Below are 18,624 nucleotides of genomic sequence, written 5' to 3' on the forward strand. Positions count from 1 at the left end.
CTGTAAGCAGTTTCCTTGACATTTTTCTTATTTTGCGCTATCATATATCTATATAATATATGGGAGTCTGTGTACAGTCTGAGAGGAAGTGTTAAACTTCGACCGCACCTGATCTGGGTAATGCCAGCGTAGGGAACGATACTTAGTCTATTCTTGACCTTTTCCATATATGGTAAAGGTTTTTCTTTTTGTCAAAGGAAAACGAGAAGAGGAGGTTTTTATGAAAGCAAGCATTGCCTTGCAAGTTTTACCCCTAGCGCAGGGGATTGATCGGATAGCTGTTATCGATCAGGTCATTGCTTACCTGCAAGCTCAAGAAGTGACCATGGTGGTGACACCATTTGAAACGGTCTTGGAAGGGGAGTTTGATGAGCTCATGCGTATTCTCAAAGAAGCGCTGGAAGTGGCAGGGCAGGAGGCAGATAATGTCTTTGCCAATGTCAAAATAAATGTAGGAGAGATTTTAAGTATTGATGAGAAACTTGAAAAGTATACTGAGACGACACATTAGTCTATTGGGCTTTCTGGGAGTCTTGTCAATCTGGCAGTTAGCAGGTTTTCTTAAACTTCTCCCCAAGTTTATCCTGCCAACTCCTCTTGAGATCCTCCAGTCTTTTGTGCGTGATAGAGAATTTCTCTGGCACCATAGCTGGGCGACCTTGAGAGTGGCTTTGCTAGGTCTAATTTTGGGAGTCTTGATTGCCTGTCTCATGGCTGTACTCATGGACAGTTTGACTTGGCTCAATGACCTGATTTACCCTATGATGGTGGTTGTTCAGACTATCCCGACCATTGCCATAGCTCCTATCTTGGTCTTGTGGCTAGGTTATGGCATTCTGCCCAAGATTGTCCTGATTATCTTGACGACAACTTTTCCTATCATCGTCAGCATTTTGGACGGTTTTAGGCATTGTGACAAGGATATGTTGACCTTGTTTAGTCTGATGCGGGCCAAGCCTTGGCAAATCCTGTGGCATTTTAAAATTCCAGTCAGCCTGCCCTACTTTTATGCAGGTCTGAGGGTCAGTGTCTCCTACGCCTTTATCACAACAGTGGTATCTGAGTGGTTGGGAGGCTTTGAAGGACTAGGTGTCTACATGATTCAGTCCAAGAAACTGTTTCAGTATGATACCATGTTTGCTATTATTATTCTGGTATCGATTATCAGCCTTTTGGGTATGAAGTTGGTCGATATCAGCGAGAAATATGTTATTAAATGGAAACGTTCTTAGAATAAGAATGTTTCTGAAAAAGAAAAGAGGAAATCAAAATGAAGAAAACATGGAAAGTGTTTTTAACGCTTGTGACAGCTCTTGTAGCTGTTGTGCTTGTGGCCTGTGGTCAAGGAACTACTTCTAAGGATAACAAAGAGGCAGAACTCAAGAAGATTGACTTTATCCTAGACTGGACGCCAAATACCAATCACACAGGGCTTTATGTTGCCAAGGAAAAAGGTTATTTCAAAGAAGCTGGAGTGGATGTTGATTTGAAATTGCCACCAGAAGAAAGTTCTTCTGACTTGGTTATCAATGGTAAGGCACCATTTGCAGTGTATTTCCAAGACTACATGGCTAAGAAATTGGAAAAAGGGGCAGGAATTACTGCCGTTGCAGCTATTGTTGAACACAATACATCAGGAATCATCTCTCGTAAATCTGACAATGTAAGCAGTCCAAAAGACTTGGTTGGTAAGAAATACGGAACTTGGAATGACCCAACTGAACTGGCTATGTTGAAAACCTTGGTAGAATCACAAGGTGGGGACTTTGAAAAAGTTGAAAAAGTACCAAACAACGACTCAAACTCAATCACACCGATTGCCAATGGTGTCTTTGACGCTGCTTGGATTTACTACGGTTGGGATGGAATTCTTGCTAAATCTCAAGGTGTAGATGCTAACTTCATGTATTTGAAAGACTATGTCAAGGAGTTTGACTACTATTCACCAGTTATCATCGCAAACAACGACTATCTGAAAGACAATAAAGAAGAAGCTCGTAAAGTCATCCAAGCTATCAAAAAAGGTTACCAATATGCTATGGAGCATCCAGAAGAAGCAGCTGATATCCTCATCAAAAATGCACCTGAACTCAAGGAAAAACGTGACTTTGTCATCGAATCTCAAAAATACTTGTCAAAAGAATACGCAAGCGACAAGGAAAAATGGGGTCAATTTGATGCAGCTCGCTGGAATGCCTTCTACAAATGGGATAAAGAAAATGGTATCCTTAAAGAAGACTTGACAGACAAAGGCTTCACCAACGAATTTGTGAAATAATGACAGAGATTAGACTAGAACACGTCAGTTATGCCTATGGTCAAGAGAGGATTTTAGAGGACATTAACCTGCAGGTGACTTCAGGAGAAGTGGTTTCTATCTTAGGCCCAAGTGGTGTTGGTAAGACTACGCTTTTCAACTTAATTGCGGGGATTTTAGAAGTTCAGTCAGGGAGAATTGTCCTTGATGGTGAAGAAAATCCCAAGGGGCGCGTGAGTTATATGTTGCAAAAGGATCTGCTCTTGGAGCACAAGACGGTGCTTGGTAATATCATTCTGCCCCTCTTGATTCAAAAGGTGGATAAGGCAGAAGCTATTGCTCGCGCAGATGACATTCTTGCGACCTTCCAGTTGACAGCTGTAAGAGATAAATACCCTCATGAACTCAGTGGTGGGATGCGCCAGCGTGTAGCCTTACTCCGGACTTACCTTTTCGGGCACAAGCTCTTTCTCTTAGATGAGGCCTTTAGTGCCTTGGATGAGATGACAAAGATGGAACTACACGCTTGGTACCTTGAGATTCACAAGCAGTTGCAGCTAACAACCTTGATCATCACGCATAGTATCGAGGAGGCCCTCAGTCTCAGCGACCGCATCTATATTTTGAAAAATCGCCCTGGGCAAATTGTTTCAGAAATTAAACTAGATTGGTCTGAAAGTGAGGACAAGGAAGTTCAAAAGATTGCCTACAAACGTCAAATCTTAGCAGAATTAGGCTTAGATAAGTAGAAAAATAGGGAGTTGGTGAAGATTATCCTTTACCAGCGCCCTTTTTCTTTTAAAAATGAGAAAATTTCGGTATAATAGTCAAAGATAGTCAAGGTTTAAAGAGAGAGGTGGGTTTGTAATGAGATTTAAAAATACATCGGATCATATTGAGGCCTACATCAAGGCGATTTTAGATCAATCTGGTATCGTGGAGTTACAACGTAGTCAGTTGGCAGATACCTTTCAGGTTGTCCCTAGTCAGATTAACTATGTGATCAAGACACGCTTTACTGAAAGTAGAGGCTACTTGGTTGAAAGTAAACGTGGTGGCGGAGGCTACATTCGTATAGGACGGATTGAGTTTTCTAGTCATCATGAAATGCTCAGGGAGCTGCTTTACTCGATTGGTGAGCGAGTTAGTCAAGAAATTTATGAGGATATTCTGCAGCTTTTGGTTGAGCAGGAATTGATGACCAAGCAGGAGATGAATTTGCTGGTGGCAGTAGCTTTGGATCGCGTTCTAGGAGAAGAAGCTCCAGTTGTTCGAGCAAACATGCTACGACAGGTCATACAAGAGGTAGATAGAAAAGGGAAGTAAGATGAACTATTCAAAAGCATTGAATGAATGTATCGAAAGTGCCTACATGGTTGCTGGCCATTTTGGAGCTCGTTACCTAGAGTCTTGGCACTTGTTGATTGCCATGTCCAATCACAGTTATAGTGTGGCAGGGGCGACTTTAAATGATTATCCATATGAGATGGACCGTTTAGAAGAGGTCGCTTTGGAACTGACTGAAACAGACTATAGCCAGGATGAAACCTTTACGGAATTGCCGTTCTCCCATCGTTTGCAGGTTCTTTTTGACGAAGCAGAGTATGTAGCGTCAGTGGTCCATGCTAAGGTGCTAGGGACGGAGCACGTCCTCTATGCGATTTTGCATGATGGCAATGCCTTGGCGACTCGTATCTTGGAGAGGGCTGGTTTTTCTTATGAAGACAAGAAAGATCAGGTCAAGATTGCTGCCCTTCGTCGCAATCTAGAAGAACGTGCAGGCTGGACTCGAGAAGATCTCAAGGCTCTACGCCAACGCCATCGTACAGTAGCTGACAAGCAAAATTCTATGGCCAATATGATGGGCATGCCGCAGACTCCTAGTGGTGGTCTCGAGGACTATACGCATGATTTGACAGAGCAAGCGCGTTCTGGCAAGTTAGAACCAGTCATCGGTCGGGATAAGGAAATCTCGCGTATGATTCAAATTTTGAGTCGGAAAACCAAGAATAATCCTGTCTTGGTTGGGGATGCTGGTGTCGGGAAAACTGCTCTGGCGCTTGGTCTTGCTCAGCGTATTGCTAGTGAGGATGTGCCTGTTGAAATGGCTAAGATGCGCGTGTTAGAGCTTGATTTGATGAATGTCGTTGCAGGGACGCGCTTCCGTGGTGACTTTGAAGAACGCATGAATAATATCATCAAGGATATTGAAAAAGATGGCCAAGTCATCCTCTTTATCGATGAACTTCACACTATCATGGGTTCTGGGAGCGGGATTGATTCAACTCTGGATGCGGCCAATATCTTAAAACCAGCCTTGGCGCGTGGAACTTTGAGAACGGTTGGTGCCACCACTCAGGAAGAATACCAAAAACACATCGAAAAAGATGCGGCCCTTTCTCGTCGTTTCGCCAAAGTAACGATTGAAGAGCCAAGTGTGGCAGACAGCATGACCATTTTACAAGGTTTGAAGGCGACTTATGAGAAACATCACCGGGTACAAATCACAGATGAAGCGGTTGAAACAGCGGTTAAGATGGCGCATCGTTACTTAACCAGTCGTCACTTGCCAGACTCTGCTATCGATCTCTTGGATGAAGCAGCGGCAACAGTGCAAAATAAAACTAAAAATGTAAAAGCAGACGATTCAGGTTTGAGTCCAGCTGACAAGGCCTTGATGGATGGTAAGTGGAAACAAGCTGCTCAACTAATTGCTAAAGAAGAGGAAGTGCCTGTCTATAAAGTCTTGGTGACAGAGTCTGATATTTTGACCACCTTGAGTCGCTTGTCAGGTATTCCAGTCCAAAAACTGACTCAAACGGATGCCAAGAAATACTTGAATTTGGAAGCTGAACTACACAAACGTGTCATCGGTCAAGATCAAGCAGTTTCAAGCATTAGCCGTGCGATTCGTCGCAACCAGTCAGGGATTCGCAGTCATAAGCGTCCGATTGGTTCCTTTATGTTCCTAGGACCCACAGGTGTCGGGAAGACCGAATTGGCCAAGGCTCTGGCAGAAGTTCTTTTTGATGACGAATCAGCCCTTATCCGCTTTGATATGAGTGAGTATATGGAGAAATTTGCAGCCAGCCGTCTCAATGGAGCTCCTCCGGGTTATGTGGGCTACGAAGAAGGTGGGGAGTTGACCGAGAAGGTTCGCAACAAACCCTATTCCGTTCTCCTCTTTGACGAAGTAGAGAAGGCCCACCCTGATATCTTTAATGTTCTCTTACAGGTCTTGGATGATGGTGTCTTGACAGATAGCAAGGGGCGCAAGGTTGATTTTTCAAATACCATTATCATCATGACGTCAAACCTTGGTGCGACAGCCCTTCGTGATGACAAGACTGTCGGATTTGGAGCTAAGGACATTCGTTTTGATCAGGAAAATATGGAAAAACGCATGTTTGAAGAGCTGAAAAAAGCTTATAGACCTGAGTTTATTAACCGTATTGATGAAAAGGTGGTCTTCCATAGCCTGTCTAGCGACCATATGCAGGAAGTGGTGAAGATTATGGTCAAACCTTTAGTGGCAAGTTTGGCTGAAAAAGGTATTGACTTGAAATTACAAACTTCCGCACTGAAATTGTTGGCCAATCAAGGATATGACCCAGAGATGGGAGCTCGTCCACTTCGCAGAACCCTACAAACAGAAGTGGAAGACAAGTTAGCAGAACTTCTTCTCAAGGGAGAATTAGAGGCAGGCAGCACACTTAAGATTGGTGTCAAAGCAGGCCAGTTAAAATTTGATATTGTATAAAAATGGAGAATCAGGAGAAATCTTGATTCTCTTTTTTGCTACTTTTTTATAAAAAATAATAAAAATCTATTGACGAAATAAAAATATAGTTTATAATAAAAACATAGACAATGAAAATATCGAAAATTATAAAAAGGCAATGCATTTATGAAAAAGAAAACAGCAGTGGTATTTGGAACCTTTGCTCCGCTTCATCAAGGGCATATCGATCTGATCCAGTGTGCAAAGCGGCAGTGTGACCAGGTTTGGGTTGTCGTTTCAGGCTATGAGGGAGACAGAGGGGAACAGGTAGGCTTAACGCTTCAAAAAAGATTTCGCTATATCCGAGAGGCCTTTCGTGATGACGAGTTGACCTCTGTCTGCAAGTTAGATGAAATCAATCTTCCTCGTTACCCTATGGGTTGGCAGGAGTGGTTGGACCAAATGTTAGCGGAGATTTCCTATGATAAAAACCAGCAAGAACTAATTTTCTTTGTGGGAGAAGCAGACTACCAGCAAGAATTGTCTAATCGTGGCTTTGAGACTGTCTTGCAAGAAAGAAAGTTTGGTATCTCAGCGACTATGATTCGAGAAAATCCAAGCAAATATTGGAAATATATTGCTCAACCCTTCCGACGTCAGTTTACAAAGAAAGTGTTGATTATGGGAAGTGCTAGCAATGGGAAGACAACTTTGGCCAAGGATTTGGCTAGGTATTACGATGCACCCGTTAGTCTGGAATACGCGCGTGAATACCAGATCAAAAACAATGTCCGCGACGATGAATTGACTCCAAAAGATTACTATTATATCCTGTTGGGGCAGTATGACCAGACCTCTAAGTTAATTGACAGTAATGCCAATAGGGGACTGGTGGTAGCAGACACCAACTCCTTAGTAACCAAGGGCTACTATGATTATTACATGGAGACTGAGGATCAAGGGGACTTATCGGGAGAGACTTTTGATAATCTCTTTGTCTCGATATTGGCTAAGGAGAAATGGGACTTGATTCTCTTTGTGCAGCCTGTCGGCTCCTATGTCAATGACGGATTTAGAGATATGACTATGGCAGAAGACCATATTCGTCATAGTTTTTCCCAGCATTTGGATCAGATGAGGGAGCGCTACTTAGCAAATATTCCACTAGTTTATCTAGCAGAGGATTATCTAGGAAATTATGAAACTGCAAAAGAGGCTATTGATGCCATTTATCAAGCAGATTAGGAGAAAATTATGAAAAAACTAACTGAAAAAATCACACAATTTATCGAAAACTTTAAAAATGTCCATGCGGAAGCCCGCAAGATTGGTTTTGCAGGAATCATGCACTTGCTCTGGAAAGATCTCTTTGTCGGCCGTAGTCTTTTCCAGTGGTTGTATCTCATCGTCCTGTCAAGTGTTCCCTTGATCTTGGAATTCACGCAAAATACAGAAAGTCATGACTGGATGAGCTTGTTTGCATCTTGGACTGGGATTGTCTGTGTTATCTTGGTAGCAGAAGGGCGTGCAAGCAATTATCTCTTTGGGGCCATTAACTCTGCTATCTATTTGGTTTTGGCCATGAATGCGACTTTTTATGGCGAAGTTTTGACGACAGTTTACTTCTTTGTCATGCAGCCGATTGGCCTCTATGCTTGGCTGTCCAACCGTATTAATGACCAAGGAAAAGCAGAAGAATCTCACTTTGAAGCCAAGAAATTATCTGTGCTTGACTGGCTCAAGTACTTAGCCTTGACTGCTATCATTTGGATTGGTATGGGCTTAGCTTACCAAAGTATCCATAGTGCTCGCCCTTTCTGTGATAGTGTTACCGATGCGACCAATGGTGTTGGTCAGCTCTTGATGACACGTCTTTACCGTGAGCAATGGATTTTCTGGATTGCAACCAATCTCTTTAGTATCTATCTCTGGTGGGGTGAAAAGATCCATATCCAAGGGATGTACTGGGTTTACACTCTCAATAGTCTAGTAGGTTGGTACCAATGGACCAAGGCAGTTCGTAAGGAGGCATAAAATGGCGGACACGATGATTCCAGCTGGGATGACAGAGAGAGAATATTTTGAAATCCATGCCAGTCAGGAAGAGTTTTTAGATTGGTACTACAAGCAGGAACTCCCTCAATACGAAAAACCAAGTGTGACGGTGGATATGGTAGCCTACTGCTTTGTCGAAGGAAAGATCAAGCTCTTATTAATTCGACGCAAGGCTCACCCTTATCAAAATTGTTTGGCTCTGGTTGGAGGATTTATGGACAAGGGCGAAGACGCTGCGCATGCCTGTCAGCGTGAGGTGAGAGAAGAAGTCAATCTCGATCTTCCTTTGGAAAAAATCGAGCAATTGATGACCGTATCGACTCCCGGCCGTGACCCACGGGGCTGGACAGTGACCATTGCCCACTTGGTTTATTTGCCTAGTCGTGCATTAGAACTTGTTCAAGCAGGAGACGATGCCAAGGATGTCGTTTTCGTAGATGTCGATTTTCAGACGGGCAAGTGCTTCTTAGAGGGAGTAGAGTTGGAGGAGCAAGCCTTCGCTTTTGACCATTATGCCATTATCCAAGAATCCATCAAACGAATCCAAGGTCGACTTGACTGGAATCCGACCTTCCTTTATCTGCTAGAGGAGGAGTTCACTGTATACGAAGGGACTGAACTGGTCAATCTTATCAACCCCGGTCGTCCAATCGTCAGCAATAACTTTCTCGTAAAATATGGAGAATATGTAGAAGAAGTCGGACTCAAACGAGTACCTAAAAAGAAACCAAGAAAAACCTATCGATTGAAATAAAAGAGTCTGGGACAAAAAGATTTTGATTTTAGGAATTCTTTATTATAAATTTTAAAAATCGATAGATTAGACAAAAAAGCGAACAAGACAGAATTCTGAGTGTCAGATAACTCGTTTTGTTCGCTTTTTATATTTAAGGCTAGACTTTTGTCCCAGACTCTTATTTTATACTTGTACTTGGGTTAAAAATTCTTCTGTAGTAAGAATTTGAGCAAACTCATCTTGTAGAGAAAGGAGATTAATCTCATGGATAGTCTCAGGAGAGATGACTTGACCGTTTTTGTTAGATAGGGTAAAACTGGCAGTAGCATCTGCTAGTAAAGTGACTTCAAAACCAAGATTTGCTGCCATTCGTGTCGTAGTAGATACACAATGAGGCAGGGTCAAACCAACAACGACTAAATGACAAATCTGATTTTTTCGTAAATAGGCTTCAAGATTTGTTCCAATAAAGGCGCTATTAACCGTTTTTTGAAAGACAGGTTCTGAAGCAACTGGTTCAAATCCACTTTTAAACACCTGATTTTGTTTGTTATGAAATTGTGACTGGGGATTGTCAGATATGTGTTGAACATGTAAGACTGGAAGAGCGTGTTTACGAAAGTATGCCAGTATCCTCAATGCTTGTTGTTCAGCTTGAGGGTTGTTCCGTTCTCCCCAGATAGGGTTATCAAATGCTTTTTGCATATCGATAATCAGTAGAGCAGTATGAACCATTTTATGCTTTATCCAATTGCAAGAGGGCTTCAATCTCTGCTAGGGTGCTAGCTTGTGAAATAGCTCCACGAAGTTTAGCTGCACCAGATGTTCCACGGAGGTAGTGAGGAGCGAGTCCACGGAATTCACGAACTGCTACGTTTTCTCCTTTGAGGTTAATCAATCGTTTCAAGTGTTCGTAGGCGATTTTCATCTTGTCTTCAAAGGTCAAATCAGGTAGGATTTCTCCTGTTTCAAAGTAATGGTTGATTTGGTTGAAGAGGTAAGGATTTCCCATGGCAGCGCGGCCAATCATGACTGCATCAGCACCGACTTCTTCGATACGTTGTTTGGCTTCTTGGACAGTACGGATGTCACCGTTGGCGATGAAGGGAATCTTGGTCAGAGCTTGGGCAACCTTGTGAAGGGTCTCAAGGTCTGCGTGACCTGTATACATTTGTTCACGGGTACGGCCATGCATGGCGAGGGCAGAAACACCTGCTGCTTCAGCAGCCAGGGCGTTTTCTACTGCCAGAGATGGGTCAGCCCAGCCGGTACGCATTTTAACGGTGAGGGGAATATCAAGAACAGATTGGACCTTGTTGATGATCGAGTAAATCTTATCTGGGTCCTTGAGCCACATAGCGCCAGCTTCGTTCTTCACGATTTTATTAACTGGACAGCCCATGTTGATATCGACGATATCGGTCTTAGTGTTTTCTTGGATGAATTCTGCTGCGCGTGCTAGGCTGTCTTCATCGCTACCAAAAAGTTGGATAGAAACAGGGTTTTCGCCCTCATCGATATGAAGCATATGCAAGGTTTTTTCATTGTTGTATTGGATTCCCTTGTCAGAGACCATTTCCATGACAACGAGTCCAGCTCCGAGTTCTTTTGCGATGGTACGAAAGGCTGAGTTGGTCACGCCAGCCATAGGCGCTAAAACGGTACGATTGGGAATCTCAACATTGCCAATCATAAAAGATGTATTAAGATTTGTCACGAATGAGTTCCTCCAGGTCGTTTTCATCAAAGTTGTAAGTCGTTTGGCAGAATTGACAAGTGATTTCTGCCCCGTGGTCTTCCTCTTTCATTTCCTGTAAGTCTGAGCTTGGAAGGCTGGCAAGAGCGTTCATAAAGCGCTCATGGCTACAGTCACATTGGAAACGGATTTCTTCTTCAGAAAGACGCTTGTAGGCCTCGTCACCGTAGATAGCCTTGAGGAGGGCTTCGATATGGTCGTCACTCTCTAGAAGAGTTGAGATAGCTGGCATCTCTTGGATGCGTTTTTCAAAGCGAGCAATCTCTTCTTCCTTGGCTCCTGGCAAGACTTGAACTAGGAAACCACCAGCAACCTTGACCTTGTCTTCCTCGTCCAAAAGGACATTGAGACCGACTGCAGAAGGGGTTTGTTGGCTTTCTGTTAGGTAGAAAGCAAGGTCTTCACCAATCTCTCCAGAGATGAGTGGGGTCAAGGAAGTATAAGGATTTCCAATGCCGTAGTCTGTGATAACGAGAAATTGACCATTTCCAACAAAAGGTCCGACTAGAACTTCACCAGTTGCAGTCTTTTTGATGTCAACACCAGGATTTTGAACGTAGCCTTTGACGTTCCCCTTGGTATCAGCAACGGTGATAATGGCTCCTAGAGAGCTAGTTCCCAGTACCTTCACTGTTAGTTTGGTATTTCCTTTTTCATTGGCTGCGAGAATCTGGCTAGCGATAAGAGTTCGACCAAGCGCTACAGTTGAGCTAGCTTGGGTTTGGTGTTTTTCTTGAGCAGTGCGGACGGTTTCTGTGGTGTCAAGGACAAAAGCACGAAAGGCGCCACTTTCTGATATAGTTTTAATAATTTTATCCATAGCTACTATTTTAGCATAAAAATGCCCAAAGGGGGAGCCGTGTGTTTGCTGATTTTCAGGATAATGGACCAGGAAATCAGCATGAAAATAAAAAGAGAAACAGATTATTTCAGGATTTCTAAGATTTATGCTATGCTTAAGGTAGAAAATGAAAGGGGTAACAAATGTATTTAGGAGATTTGATGGAGAAAGCCGAGTGTGGTCAATTTTCAATCCTTTCCTTTCTATTACAAGAGTCTCAGACGACCGTCAAGGCTGTAATGGAGGAAACAGGATTTTCAAAAGCAACCCTAACCAAATATGTCACCCTGCTCAATGACAAGACTTTGGAAAGTGGTTTAGAGCTGACTATCTCCTTAGAAGATGAAAATCTGCATCTGTCAATCGGTGCAGCTACCAAGGGGAGAGATATTCGGAGCTTGTTTTTGGAGAATGCTGTTAAATACCAGATTTTGGTTTATCTTCTCTACCACCAACAGTTTTTAGCCCATCAGCTGGCTCAAGAATTGATGATTAGCGAGGCTACGCTTGGCCGCCACTTGGCTGGTTTAAATCAGATTTTGTCAGAATTTGATTTATCCATCCAAAATGGACGTTGGCGAGGTCCAGAGCATCAGATACGCTATTTCTATTTCTGTCTTTTCCGCAAGGTCTGGTCAAGTCAGGAGTGGGAAGGTCACATGCAGAAACCAGAGAGAAAACAGGAGATTGCTACACTAGAAGAAATTTGCGGTGCAAGTTTGTCTTCAGGGCAGAAATTGGACTTGGTTCTCTGGTCTCATATCAGTCAACAACGTCTCCGTGTCAATGCCTGTCAGTTTCAAGTCATAGAAGAAAAAATGCGAGGGTATTTTGACAATATTTTCTACCTTCGTTTGCATCGAAAGGCTCCGTCCTTTTTTGCTGGGCAACACATCCCTCTCGGAACTGAGGACGGGGAGATGATGATTTTCTTCTCTTTCCTCCTATCTCATCGTATTCTTCCTCTTCATACTATGGAGTATATCCTTGGTTTTGGAGGGCAGTTGGCAGATTTGCTGACGCAATTGATTCAAGAAATGAAGAAGGAGGAGTTGCTGGGCGGTTATACAGAGGACCATGTCACCTATGAACTCAGTCAGCTTTGTGCTCAAGTCTATCTATACAAGGGCTATATTTTACAGGATCGCTACAAGTACCAGTTAGAGAATCGTCATCCATATTTGCTGATGGAACATGATTTTAGGGGAACGGCAGAGGAGATTTTTCATGCTCTACCTGCTTTTCATCAGGGGACAGACTTAGATAAGAAGATTCTCTGGGAATGGCTCCAGTTAATCGAATATATGGCTGAAAATGGTGGCCAGCATATGCGGATTGGTCTTGATTTGACATCTGGTTTTCTTGTCTTTTCAAGGATGGCTGCTATTTTAAAACGGTATTTGGAATACAATCGTTTTATTACCATTGAAGCCTATGACCGAACTCGGCATTATGATTTGCTGGTTACCAATAACCCGATTCATAAGAAGGAACAAACACCAGTCTATTATTTAAAAAATGATTTGGATATGGAAGATTTGGCAGGGATTCGTCAGTTATTATTTACCTAAAAGGCTTGGTTAACCCAGGCCTTTTTTGTGAAATTCACACAATCTCCTCACATTTTTTAAAAAATTAAAAAAAGTTGATAAACAAGAAAGCGCTTTATTTTGTATACTAGTAAGTGTAAAGAGGAAACACCTCAAGATCTTTATGAGGAGGACAGCACATGTCACAAGAAAAATACATTATGGCTATTGACCAGGGAACTACAAGTTCTCGTGCCATCATTTTTAATAAAAAAGGAGAAAAGGTCAGCTCTAGCCAAAAAGAGTTTACTCAGATTTTCCCTCAGGCAGGTTGGGTTGAGCACAATGCCAATGAAATTTGGAACTCAGTCCAGTCAGTTATTGCGGGTGCTTTCATCGAAAGCGGTGTCAAGCCAAATCAAATCGAAGCAATCGGGATTACCAACCAACGTGAAACAACTGTCGTCTGGGATAAGAAAACAGGACTTCCTATCTACAATGCTATCGTTTGGCAGTCACGCCAGACAGCACCTTTGGCTGAACAACTAAAAAGCCAAGGTTATGTGGAAAAATTCCATGAAAAAACTGGTTTGATTATCGATGCTTACTTCTCTGCTACCAAGGTTCGTTGGATTTTGGACCATGTAGAAGGCGCTCAAGAGCGAGCAGAAAAAGGAGAATTGCTCTTTGGTACTATCGATACTTGGTTGGTTTGGAAATTGACAGACGGTGCGGCTCACGTGACCGACTACTCAAATGCAGCTCGTACCATGCTTTATAACATTAAAGAACTCAAATGGGATGACGAGATTTTGGAAATCCTCAACATTCCTAAGGCTATGCTTCCGGAAGTTCGTTCTAACTCTGAAATCTACGGTAAAACAGCGCCATTCCATTTCTATGGTGGACAAGTCCCAATCTCAGGTATGGCTGGTGACCAACAGGCAGCCCTCTTTGGACAGTTGGCCTTTGAACCTGGTATGGTTAAAAATACTTATGGAACAGGCTCTTTCATCATCATGAATACTGGTGAAGAAATGCAGTTGTCTGAGAACAACCTCTTGACAACCATTGGTTACGGTATCAATGGCAAGGTTTACTATGCCTTGGAAGGTTCTATCTTCATCGCAGGAAGTGCCATTCAGTGGCTTCGTGATGGACTTCGCATGGTTGAAAATTCACCAGAATCTGAAAAATACGCTCGTAATTCTCACAATGATGATGAAGTTTATGTCGTTCCAGCCTTTACAGGACTAGGAGCACCATACTGGAACCAAAATGCTCGCGGTTCTGTCTTTGGTTTGACTCGTGGAACAAGCAAAGAAGACTTTATCAAGGCAACCTTACAATCTATCGCTTATCAAGTGCGTGACATCATCGATACCATGCAAGTAGATGCGCAGACAGCTATCCAAGTCTTGAAAGTAGATGGTGGTGCAGCCATGAATAATTTCCTCATGCAGTTCCAAGCTGATATTTTGGGAATCGATATCGCACGCGCCAAAAACTTGGAAACAACAGCTCTAGGAGCAGCCTTCCTAGCAGGTTTGTCAGTAGGTTACTGGAAGAATTTGGATGAGTTGAAACTCTTGAATGAGACAGGAGAACTCTTTGAACCATCGATGAACGAATCGCGCAAGGAACAACTCTACAAGGGCTGGAAGAAAGCTGTGAAAGCAACCCAAGTCTTTGCGGAAGTAGACGACTAATACTGGCAGAATAAAGCGATTTATTTAGAAAGTGTGTAAATATGGAATTTTCAAAGAAAACACGTGAATTATCAATTAAAAAAATGCAGGAACGTACCCTGGACCTCTTAATTATCGGTGGAGGAATCACAGGGGCTGGTGTAGCCTTGCAGGCGGCAGCCAGTGGTCTTGAGACTGGTTTGATTGAAATGCAGGACTTCGCAGAAGGAACATCCAGCCGTTCAACAAAATTGGTTCACGGCGGTCTTCGCTACCTCAAACAATTTGACGTAGAAGTGGTATCAGATACGGTTTCAGAACGTGCAGTGGTACAACAAATTGCACCTCACATTCCAAAACCAGACCCAATGCTCTTACCAGTTTATGAAGAAGATGGAGCGACCTTTAGCCTCTTCCGCCTTAAAGTAGCTATGGATTTGTACGATCTTTTAGCAGGTGTGAACAACACACCTGCTGCAAACAAGGTTTTGAGCAAGGATCAAGTCTTGGAACGCCAGCCAAACTTGAAGAAAGAAGGCTTGGTAGGAGGTGGAGTTTATCTTGACTTCCGTAACAACGATGCGCGTCTCGTGATTGAAAATATCAAACGTGCTAACCAAGACGGTGCCCTCATTGCTAACCACGTGAAGGCAGAAGGTTTCCTCTTTGACGAAAGTGGCAAGATTACAGGTGTTGTAGCTCGTGATCTCTTGACAGACCAAGTCTTTGAAATCAAGGCGCGTCTGGTGATTAACACAACAGGTCCTTGGAGCGACAAGGTGCGTAATTTGTCTAATAAGGGAACACAATTCTCACAAATGCGCCCAACTAAGGGGGTTCACCTAGTCGTGGATTCAAGCAAGATCAAGGTTTCACAGCCAGTTTACTTTGACACAGGTTTGGGTGATGGTCGTATGGTCTTTGTTCTCCCACGTGAAAACAAGACTTACTTTGGTACAACGGATACAGATTACACAGGTGATTTGGAACATCCAAAAGTGACTCAGGAAGATGTAGATTATCTACTTGGTATTGTCAACAACCGCTTCCCAGAAGCTAACATTACCATTGATGATATCGAAAGTAGCTGGGCAGGTCTTCGCCCATTGATCGCAGGCAATAGCGCTTCTGACTACAATGGAGGAAATAACGGAACCATCAGTGATGAAAGCTTTAACAACTTGATTGCGACTGTTGAATCTTATCTCTCTAAAGAAAAAACGCGTGAAGATGTTGAATCTGCTGTCAGCAAGCTTGAAAGCAGTACCTCTGAGAAACATTTGGACCCATCTGCTGTTTCTCGTGGCTCTAGCTTGGACCGAGATGATAATGGTCTCTTGACCCTTGCTGGTGGTAAAATCACAGACTACCGTAAGATGGCTGAAGGAGCTATGGAGCGCGTGGTTGACATCCTCAAAGCAGAATTTGACCGTAGTTTTAAACTGATCAACTCTAAGACTTACCCTGTTTCAGGTGGAGAATTGAACCCAGCAAATGTAGACTCAGAAATCGAAGCTTTTGCGCAACTTGGAGTGTCACGTGGATTGGATAGTAAGGAAGCCCATTACCTAGCAAATCTTTACGGTTCAAATGCACCGAAGGTCTTTGCTCTTGCTCATAGTTTGGAACAAGCACCAGGACTCAGCTTGGCAGATACTTTATCACTTCACTATGCAATGCGCAATGAGTTGGCTCTTAGCCCAGTTGACTTCCTTCTTCGTCGTACCAACCATATGCTCTTTATGCGTGATAGTTTGGATAGCATCGTTGAGCCAGTTTTGAATGAAATGGGACGATTCTATGACTGGACAGAAGAAGAAAAAGCAACTTACCGTGCTGATGTCGAAGCAGCTCTCGCTAATAACGATTTAGCAGAATTAAAAAATTAAGAAAAAATAAAAGAGGTGGAGGGCAGGACTCCTAGTCTACCCTCTCTCCCTTTTTAATGGAGATAGAAAGATGATGAATGAATTATTTGGAGAATTTTTGGGGACTCTAATCCTGATTCTTCTAGGAAATGGTGTTGTGGCTGGTGTGGTTCTTCCTAAAACCAAGAGCAACAGCTCAGGTTGGATTGTGATTACTATGGGTTGGGGGATTGCAGTTGCAGTTGCGGTCTTTGTATCTGGCAAGCTCAGTCCAGCTCATTTAAACCCAGCTGTGACGATTGGTGTGGCCTTGAAAGGTGGTTTGCCTTGGGCTTCCGTTTTGCCTTATATCTTAGCCCAGTTCGCAGGGGCTATGCTGGGTCAGATTTTGGTTTGGTTGCAATTCAAGCCGCATTATGAGGCAGAAGAAAATGCAGGAAATATTTTGGCTACTTTCAGCACAGGACCAGCTATCAAAGATACTGTATCAAACTTGATTAGCGAAATCCTTGGAACCTTTGTTTTGGTCTTGACAATCTTTGCTTTGGGTCTTTACGATTTTCAGGCAGGTATCGGAACCTTTGCAGTGGGAACTTTGATTGTCGGTATCGGTCTATCACTAGGTGGGACAACAGGTTATGCCTTGAACCCTGCACGTGACCTTGGACCTCGTATCATGCACAGTATCCTTCCAATTTCAAACAAGGGAGACGGAGATTGGTCTTACGCTTGGATTCCTGTTGTGGGACCTGTTATCGGTGCAGCCTTGGCAGTTCTTGTGTTTTCCCTTTTCTAGTTTAGAAAATAATTATGTTGATAAGAGCTTGAGCAAGAGCCCAATTTCAGCAAAAAATGAAGTAAATCTTCTCATAATAAAACGCATCATATCAAGTTTTCAACACCTGATATGATGCGTTTTTATGATTTTTAAGACTTTTTCTCCAGTATCTTTTTTCGATTGAAGATGTAAGTATTTTAGTAACTAATTTCTTAGTACTAGCCAACAACGATAATCATAATTCCTCCTAAAATTAGGAATAATAAAGGCAATAGTTTTTGTTTTTTCATGTGAAATACCTCACTTTTATTTTCTTCTATTTTATGCTAAAATATTAAAAATCAAAAATTGTTCCCGTATATGCTTGTTGGAGAGATATTATGAAAAAATTTGGAGAAATTTTTAAAAAGTTTCGAGAATCTAGAGGGTTTCGCTTAAAAGATGTCGAAAAAGCTGGTATATCAACATCACAGCTCTCACGTTTTGAAAAGGGAGAGACTGATTTAACCATTTCAAAATTTATGGCTATTTTGGATGAAATTAACATGCCTATTGATGAATTTATGTATGCTGTTCATGATTTTCATCGTGATGAACTGAATGAACTCTTATCAAAGATTAGGCATTTTGTATCAAATCATGATGTTGATGGGTTGAAAAAACTACTTTATTCTCAGATGGAGTCAGATTCTAAACAAGAGAAATTTCATAAGCTTAACATTATTTTATTAAAAATTCGTTTACAAGATTTATCTGGAGAAGCTTATTATTCTGGTGATGATTTATCTTATCTAACTGACTATCTCTTTAGTGTTGAATACTGGGGATACTATGAATTATTGATTTTTTCAAATACTTTAGATGTCCTAAAACACGATGTCTTTATGGTTTTGGCTAGAGAGATGTCTAGACGTTCTGATTTTTATAAAGAAATTCCTAATAATAGACGATTGATTTCATCTATGCTATTGAACGGATATATCACATGTATTGAAAGAGGAAAATTGCTTGATGCTTTGTATTTTGAAAAACGACTAAACCAATGCTTTTTCACTGAAACTGAAATTTATGAACGGTTGGTATTCCAGTATGCCCAATATCTATATCGCTATAAAAAAGAGACGGATTGTAAAGCAATTATTGAAATGAGGAAGTGTATTGGAGCAATGAAATTAGCGGGAAGTAACCATTTGGCAAAGAATTATGAGGGACATTTAGAAAAAATTTTAGCAGATAAAGGGTAGTGTGCAGATATGGGAAAGGAAGTATCTCGAAATAATATTTTGGTAGAATTGTCTTTAGAAATTTCAATTACAGTTGTTTTATCAGTTCATTGTATTTGAGCGATAGGATTTTTCGAAGTTGTCACCATAATTATGAATTTTGAGGTATTTA

The 18,624-nt window shown here is 42.1% G+C and carries 17 protein-coding genes and 1 riboswitch; of the genes, 14 read left to right on the forward strand and 3 right to left on the reverse strand.

All coding sequences use genetic code 11. From position 1 onward, the window contains the following. The first annotated feature begins 49 nt into the window (after window positions 1-49). Window positions 50-152: riboswitch (TPP riboswitch) on the forward strand. Window positions 153-220: 68 nt separating this feature from the next. From HT711_RS04445 to HT711_RS04485, 9 genes are all read left to right on the forward strand, one after another. Beyond that, the gene (locus tag HT711_RS04445) at window positions 221-511 is read left to right on the forward strand and encodes a thiamine-binding protein (protein WP_000647659.1); all 291 of its coding nucleotides are present in this window, start codon (window positions 221-223) and stop codon (window positions 509-511) included. Continuing rightward, window positions 474-1,232, forward strand: a complete 759-nt coding sequence (locus HT711_RS04450; protein ID WP_001245134.1) for an ABC transporter permease — start codon at window positions 474-476, stop codon at window positions 1,230-1,232. Before HT711_RS04445 ends, HT711_RS04450 begins: the two co-directional genes overlap by 38 nt. A gap of 38 nt (window positions 1,233-1,270) precedes the next feature. Beyond that, window positions 1,271-2,278, forward strand: coding sequence for an ABC transporter substrate-binding protein (locus HT711_RS04455; protein ID WP_050136943.1), 1,008 nt, complete (start codon window positions 1,271-1,273; stop codon window positions 2,276-2,278). Continuing rightward, window positions 2,278-3,006 carry an ABC transporter ATP-binding protein gene (locus HT711_RS04460; RefSeq protein ID WP_173234327.1) on the forward strand — a complete coding sequence of 243 codons (729 nt, stop codon included), beginning with the start codon at window positions 2,278-2,280 and terminating at the stop codon, window positions 3,004-3,006. Before HT711_RS04455 ends, HT711_RS04460 begins: the two co-directional genes overlap by 1 nt. A 118-nt stretch (window positions 3,007-3,124) precedes the next feature. Continuing rightward, window positions 3,125-3,583: a CtsR family transcriptional regulator gene (locus HT711_RS04465; protein WP_004261972.1), complete on the forward strand. Its 459-nt coding sequence runs from the start codon at window positions 3,125-3,127 to the stop codon at window positions 3,581-3,583. A 1-nt stretch (window position 3,584) separates the two neighbouring features. Beyond that, the gene (locus tag HT711_RS04470; protein ID WP_173234325.1) at window positions 3,585-6,017 is read left to right on the forward strand and encodes an ATP-dependent Clp protease ATP-binding subunit; all 2,433 of its coding nucleotides are present in this window, start codon (window positions 3,585-3,587) and stop codon (window positions 6,015-6,017) included. A 147-nt stretch (window positions 6,018-6,164) separates the two neighbouring features. Continuing rightward, a complete protein-coding gene (locus HT711_RS04475; protein ID WP_172925428.1) occupies window positions 6,165-7,223 on the forward strand; it encodes an AAA family ATPase in 1,059 nt (352 codons plus the stop codon). A 9-nt stretch (window positions 7,224-7,232) separates the two neighbouring features. Next, complete coding sequence (gene pnuC / locus HT711_RS04480; protein WP_173234323.1) at window positions 7,233-8,012, forward strand: nicotinamide riboside transporter PnuC; 780 nt, start codon at window positions 7,233-7,235, stop codon at window positions 8,010-8,012. Window position 8,013: 1 nt separating this feature from the next. Further along, window positions 8,014-8,787 (forward strand): NUDIX hydrolase, encoded by a 774-nt coding sequence (locus HT711_RS04485; protein ID WP_173249771.1) that lies wholly within the window; start codon window positions 8,014-8,016, stop codon window positions 8,785-8,787. A 165-nt stretch (window positions 8,788-8,952) separates the two neighbouring features. Here the strand turns inward: HT711_RS04485 and HT711_RS04490 are convergent, their stop codons facing one another. The 3 genes from HT711_RS04490 to hslO are packed head-to-tail and all read right to left on the reverse strand — an operon-like array spanning window position 8,953 to window position 11,345. Next, on the reverse strand, window positions 8,953-9,504 hold the full coding sequence (locus HT711_RS04490) for a cysteine hydrolase family protein (RefSeq protein WP_172925430.1): 552 nt from the start codon (window positions 9,502-9,504) through the stop codon (window positions 8,953-8,955). A 1-nt stretch (window position 9,505) separates the two neighbouring features. Beyond that, entirely contained in the window at window positions 9,506-10,486 is a 981-nt protein-coding gene (dusB, locus tag HT711_RS04495) for a tRNA dihydrouridine synthase DusB (RefSeq protein WP_173234318.1), read from the reverse strand. Continuing rightward, entirely contained in the window at window positions 10,473-11,345 is an 873-nt protein-coding gene (hslO, locus tag HT711_RS04500) for an Hsp33 family molecular chaperone HslO (protein ID WP_173234315.1), read from the reverse strand. Before hslO ends, dusB begins: the two co-directional genes overlap by 14 nt. Before the next feature lie 164 nt (window positions 11,346-11,509). On the opposite strand from hslO, the gene HT711_RS04505 reads away from it, so the two are divergent. The 5 genes from HT711_RS04505 to HT711_RS04525 all read left to right on the forward strand — a co-directional run bounded on the left by HT711_RS04505 (window position 11,510) and on the right by HT711_RS04525 (window position 18,473). Then, window positions 11,510-12,937, forward strand: coding sequence for a helix-turn-helix domain-containing protein (locus HT711_RS04505; protein WP_173234313.1), 1,428 nt, complete (start codon window positions 11,510-11,512; stop codon window positions 12,935-12,937). 158 nt (window positions 12,938-13,095) lie between these two features. Beyond that, window positions 13,096-14,604, forward strand: a complete 1,509-nt coding sequence (gene glpK, locus HT711_RS04510; RefSeq protein ID WP_173249772.1) for a glycerol kinase GlpK — start codon at window positions 13,096-13,098, stop codon at window positions 14,602-14,604. Window positions 14,605-14,645: 41 nt separating this feature from the next. Beyond that, on the forward strand, window positions 14,646-16,472 hold the full coding sequence (gene glpO, locus HT711_RS04515; RefSeq protein WP_173234311.1) for a type 1 glycerol-3-phosphate oxidase: 1,827 nt from the start codon (window positions 14,646-14,648) through the stop codon (window positions 16,470-16,472). Window positions 16,473-16,542: 70 nt separating this feature from the next. Then, complete coding sequence (locus HT711_RS04520; protein WP_016398345.1) at window positions 16,543-17,247, forward strand: MIP family channel protein; 705 nt, start codon at window positions 16,543-16,545, stop codon at window positions 17,245-17,247. Window positions 17,248-17,609: 362 nt separating this feature from the next. After that, a complete protein-coding gene (locus tag HT711_RS04525; protein WP_173228926.1) occupies window positions 17,610-18,473 on the forward strand; it encodes an Rgg/GadR/MutR family transcriptional regulator in 864 nt (287 codons plus the stop codon). The last annotated feature ends 151 nt before the right edge of the window (window positions 18,474-18,624 follow it).

It is taken from the genome of Streptococcus sp. 1032 (assembly GCF_013277015.1).
Taxonomy (GTDB): domain Bacteria; phylum Bacillota; class Bacilli; order Lactobacillales; family Streptococcaceae; genus Streptococcus.

Bases quoted from the DNA above. Each gene is read 5' to 3' on its own strand.
- HT711_RS04445 (WP_000647659.1), top strand. From the start codon at position 221: ATGAAAGCAAGCATTGCCTTGCAAGTTTTACCCCTAGCGCAGGGGATT.
- HT711_RS04505 (WP_173234313.1), top strand. From the start codon at position 11,510: ATGTATTTAGGAGATTTGATGGAGAAAGCCGAGTGTGGTCAATTTTCA.
- pnuC (WP_173234323.1), top strand. From the start codon at position 7,233: ATGAAAAAACTAACTGAAAAAATCACACAATTTATCGAAAACTTTAAA.
- HT711_RS04455 (WP_050136943.1), top strand. From the start codon at position 1,271: ATGAAGAAAACATGGAAAGTGTTTTTAACGCTTGTGACAGCTCTTGTA.
- glpO (WP_173234311.1), top strand. From the start codon at position 14,646: ATGGAATTTTCAAAGAAAACACGTGAATTATCAATTAAAAAAATGCAG.
- HT711_RS04465 (WP_004261972.1), top strand. From the start codon at position 3,125: ATGAGATTTAAAAATACATCGGATCATATTGAGGCCTACATCAAGGCG.
- HT711_RS04450 (WP_001245134.1), top strand. From the start codon at position 474: ATGAGAAACTTGAAAAGTATACTGAGACGACACATTAGTCTATTGGGC.
- HT711_RS04460 (WP_173234327.1), top strand. From the start codon at position 2,278: ATGACAGAGATTAGACTAGAACACGTCAGTTATGCCTATGGTCAAGAG.
- HT711_RS04485 (WP_173249771.1), top strand. From the start codon at position 8,014: ATGGCGGACACGATGATTCCAGCTGGGATGACAGAGAGAGAATATTTT.
- HT711_RS04490 (WP_172925430.1), bottom strand. From the start codon at position 9,504: ATGGTTCATACTGCTCTACTGATTATCGATATGCAAAAAGCATTTGAT.
- HT711_RS04520 (WP_016398345.1), top strand. From the start codon at position 16,543: ATGATGAATGAATTATTTGGAGAATTTTTGGGGACTCTAATCCTGATT.
- hslO (WP_173234315.1), bottom strand. From the start codon at position 11,345: ATGGATAAAATTATTAAAACTATATCAGAAAGTGGCGCCTTTCGTGCT.
- HT711_RS04475 (WP_172925428.1), top strand. From the start codon at position 6,165: ATGAAAAAGAAAACAGCAGTGGTATTTGGAACCTTTGCTCCGCTTCAT.
- HT711_RS04525 (WP_173228926.1), top strand. From the start codon at position 17,610: ATGAAAAAATTTGGAGAAATTTTTAAAAAGTTTCGAGAATCTAGAGGG.
- glpK (WP_173249772.1), top strand. From the start codon at position 13,096: ATGTCACAAGAAAAATACATTATGGCTATTGACCAGGGAACTACAAGT.
- HT711_RS04470 (WP_173234325.1), top strand. From the start codon at position 3,585: ATGAACTATTCAAAAGCATTGAATGAATGTATCGAAAGTGCCTACATG.